Below are 3,439 nucleotides of genomic sequence, written 5' to 3'. Positions count from 1 at the left end.
CCCGCCGATGCTCACCAGTCTCCCGCCGGCGGACAGATGACCGCGGAAGCGGCCGTGGACGTACTCGCCGGACAGTGAGACGCCGCCCGTCAGATCGGCGGGATCGAGGCGCACCACCGGCACGCCGGAGCCGTTCAGATGGACGACCACCATGTCGGCGGTCACGTCCTCCTCACTGGTGAGGATCAGCACGGTCATCGTCTACGGTCCGCGTTCAGTCGTCGAAGTGGGTCTTGGAGCCCGCGGTGGACGTCGTCGTCCCCACCTCGCGCAACAGCGCGTGATCGCAGGCCGCGATCCGCCCGTCGCCGAGTACGTTCAACTGCAGTCCGGAGTCATACGCGTACGGAGTGGCAACGGCCAACTCCACTGCCGGACGTGCGTAGTTGAGCGCGAACGGTTGCATCGTCTCTCCCTCGTCGGTGCTGCGCCGAGCAGACAACGGCCCCCTGTGCGCCGTCGCTTGGTCCGCCGACTTCTTTTGGCTTCCAGAGACTTATACGAATCGAACGGGTGGTTGGTTTCCTCACGGAGCGTAATCGTCGGCGGGTCGTCCGCGGTCCCGTCGGGGGGAGGCTCCGGGGGCCCGGGCGCCCGAGGAGCCCCGCATGGTGCGCAGGGCCAGCAGGAGAACGCCCATGTCGTCCAGATAGACCGGATCGGGCAGCAGATCGGCCGGCAGCACCAGGTAGAGGACCGCGCCCCAGAACACCCAGCGGGGCCCCGTGGGCAGGCCGGCGTGACGCAACTCACGCCGTGTGCGCACCAGTCGGACCAGGACGGCGACGGCGCCGGCCAGCACCACGGCCGCGAGGGCCGCGGCGACGACGAGCGCCACGGTGGTCTTCTCCAACGGACCGCCCTCCTCCTGGGACCCGTGACCCGTGGCCCGTGCCGCGGTCTCGCCGCGACACGGCCCGCACTGAGCGGATTCCCGCTCGCGACGCCGGTATGACGGCCAGGACCGGCCATGTGCGCACGCGTCCGATGCCCCGCGGGACGCGCCGGCGGACTCAGGACCGGTCGGACGCGGCCGGCCGGTCCTCCGGGAGCGGGTCCTCCGGGAGCGGGTCCTCCGGGGCGGGACGGCGGGTCCTGCCGCCGGCCTTCAGGCGTTCCAGGGTGCGGGTCAGGTGCTGGAGGGGGGAGGGGGCCCGGGGCGCGGGAGGCTGCCCCGTGCCCGGGGACCCGGCCGACTCCCGGTACGCGGCCAGCGCCTCGTGGGCGCGTTCCGCCGCCTCGCGGTAGAGGTCCCGGGACTTCGTCATCGCCTCCAGCGCCTCGGCGTACATCGCCACCAGCGCCCGCTCCCGGACGAGTTCCTCCTCCGTCGTCAGCAGGCGCCACTCCTCCCGCAGCGCCGTCAGCGCGTCCTGCGCCTCCTCCGGCAGCACGCGCGGCAGCGCGTCGTACCGGGTCACGGCCGCCACGAGGTCGACCGGTTCCGTGCCGTCCAGGAACACCGCGCGTACGGCGAAGGCGTCGGCGTCGTAGCCCTCGGGCGCCGGGCTGTCGGGCAGCACCACCGCGCCCCCGCGCGGAACCTCCACACCGAACTCCCGCAGCGCCCAGTTCGCCACCCGCGACTGCTGGGGCGTGGCCCGGTGCTCCACCACCCGGTCCCGCAGCCCCGGCGGCAGCCAGCGCGCGAGCGGCACCCGGCCGCGCTCGTCCGTGGTCATCGCCTCATGGACGACGACATGGACGTGCCACGGGTCGCGCACACAGGCGCGCAGCAGCCGTCGTACGTCCTTGTCGTCCTCGGGCAGCGGATTGATCACGCCCGGCCGCAGTCCCGTCACCGGGTCGGCGTTCCACCCCGGGTCCGGCTCCGACGGCCAGAACATGGCGGCCGGGGACGGCCAGGAGGGGTCCCAGGGCTGCTCCGCCTCGGCGACCAGGACCCAGTCCCGGCCCGCGTCCGTGCCGGGCGCGAGGCGCAGCCGGGCGCGCACGGTGACCCCGCCCGCGACCCGCGTCCGGGCTTCGAACACCAGGTCGGGAGCGGTGTCCTGTGCGGGGAGTTCCAGGAAGTCGTCGATGTCCAGGCCGGCCTTGAGCCAGCGCAGGGTGTGCCGGATCGCCGTCTCGGGCGTGGCACCGGCGTGGCGGCCGCGGGCCAGCCAGACTGTGGGAGGGACGGGGGGGCGGGCTGAGGAGGAGGTCGGCATGGGTCCAGTCGTGAGCGGGGGCACGTGCTCCTGCCAGTATCGCCGTGGCCGGCCGGAGGGTTGAGCCGGGGCTCCGCCGGTCGGCGTGTCGCGCGCGGGGTGTGCGCGGCGCACCCGTGGTGACAGCGGTTCACCCGTGGTCCCGGCGGCGGGACCACGGGCACCATGGGGGCCGCGGGCGGGACCGGCCCACCATCCGCACCGGGGCCGGCCCCGCCCGCGCCCTGCCCCGGCGGTGGTCCGGCGGCAAAAGCCCGGACCCTACCAGCGGCGTACCGCCCTTGTCGCATATTCCCCAGGAAAACGCCAAAGCCCTCACCTCGGTCGAGCACACACCGTAGCGTCGACGTCACGTTCGCGGTACAGCCGTGCGAGGAGGGGGATCCGGCGTGCCCGGAATCGACGAGAGCCTGCTGGAAGCCATGCGACTGCCGGGGGTGCGCGGTGCCCTGGTGGTCGACTGGATCAGCGGGCTCGCCCTGGGGGCGGTGGGCGAGGCACCCGGCGAGGACGTGGAGGCCACGGCCGCGGAGACCGCCGAGCTGGCCCGCCTGGCCATGGAGAGCGGCACCCTCGCGTCCACCGACGGCGGCGGGGCCGGGACGGGCGGGGAACCGCCCGTCGACGACCTGATCCTCACCACCGCCGACGCGTACCACCTCCTGCGCTTCGTCGTCACGACCTTCGACAGCACGGTGTTCCTGTACCTCTGGCTCGACCGCGCCGACGGCAACCTCGCCCTGGCCCGGATCCGGCTGGCCGACATGGCGGACCGGCTGGTGCTCGGATGACCGCGGCGTGCACCGGCGAAACCGCGCCGGAACTGCTCGGCACCCTCGCGGCCGACCACGCCACCGGGGCGCTCTCCACGGAGTCCGGGGTCTTCTACCTCTCGGCCGGACACGTCGTCCACGTCGAGTCCGCGTACAGCCCCGACCTCGGCGACCTGCTCACCCGCAGCGGCGCGGTCGCCCCGGCCGGCTGGTGGGAAGCCGTCGAACGGGCCGGGGCCCGGCACCGCGTCGGCCGCCAGCTGGTCGACAGCGGGCGCCTCACCACCGGCGCGCTGGAACTGTGCCATCTGGGCGCCCTGTTCGACGCGGCGTACTTCGCGCTCGCCCACGACTGCGCCGCGCTCCGCTTCCGCCCCGGAGTCGCGCACTGGTTCGGCGCGGTCCGCCCCGTACCCGTGGCGGCCGTGCTCGGCGAGTCACGGCGCCGCCGCGACCTGCTGCACCGCATCTGGCCCGACCCGGCCGTCGACACCG

General features: G+C 74.2%; 4 protein-coding genes and 2 pseudogenes. 2 read left to right on the top strand and 4 right to left on the bottom strand.

What is annotated here, in order from left to right; translation table 11 throughout:
- From B7767_RS22050 to B7767_RS22035, 4 genes and pseudogenes are all read right to left on the bottom strand, one after another.
- Positions 1-198: pseudogene (locus tag B7767_RS22050) on the bottom strand (hypothetical protein); the annotation flags it as partial.
- Between the two features lie 16 nt (positions 199-214).
- A complete protein-coding gene (gene tgmA / locus B7767_RS22045) occupies positions 215-406 on the bottom strand; it encodes a putative ATP-grasp-modified RiPP (protein ID WP_004935783.1) in 192 nt (63 codons plus the stop codon).
- 120 nt (positions 407-526) lie between these two features.
- Positions 527-853, bottom strand: a complete 327-nt coding sequence (locus tag B7767_RS22040; RefSeq protein WP_085573722.1) for a YkvA family protein — start codon at positions 851-853, stop codon at positions 527-529.
- Between the two features lie 160 nt (positions 854-1,013).
- Positions 1,014-2,171: a hypothetical protein gene (locus tag B7767_RS22035; protein ID WP_085573721.1), complete on the bottom strand. Its 1,158-nt coding sequence runs from the start codon at positions 2,169-2,171 to the stop codon at positions 1,014-1,016.
- A gap of 389 nt (positions 2,172-2,560) precedes the next feature.
- Between B7767_RS22035 and B7767_RS22030 the strand changes: the two genes are divergently transcribed.
- Both B7767_RS22030 and B7767_RS22025 read left to right on the top strand, forming a co-directional pair.
- Positions 2,561-2,962: a hypothetical protein gene (locus tag B7767_RS22030; protein WP_030863631.1), complete on the top strand. Its 402-nt coding sequence runs from the start codon at positions 2,561-2,563 to the stop codon at positions 2,960-2,962.
- Positions 2,959-3,439 (top strand): annotated as a pseudogene (locus B7767_RS22025) (hypothetical protein); the annotation flags it as partial. The gene B7767_RS22030 and the pseudogene B7767_RS22025, both read left to right, overlap by 4 nt.

Origin of the sequence: Streptomyces sp. 13-12-16 (genome assembly GCF_002114215.1) — a bacterium.
In the GTDB taxonomy this organism is placed as follows: Bacteria; Actinomycetota; Actinomycetes; order Streptomycetales; family Streptomycetaceae; genus Streptomyces.
The sequence above is the reverse complement of the archived record's forward strand: the minus strand, read 5'-3'. Positions and strand labels throughout refer to the sequence as shown.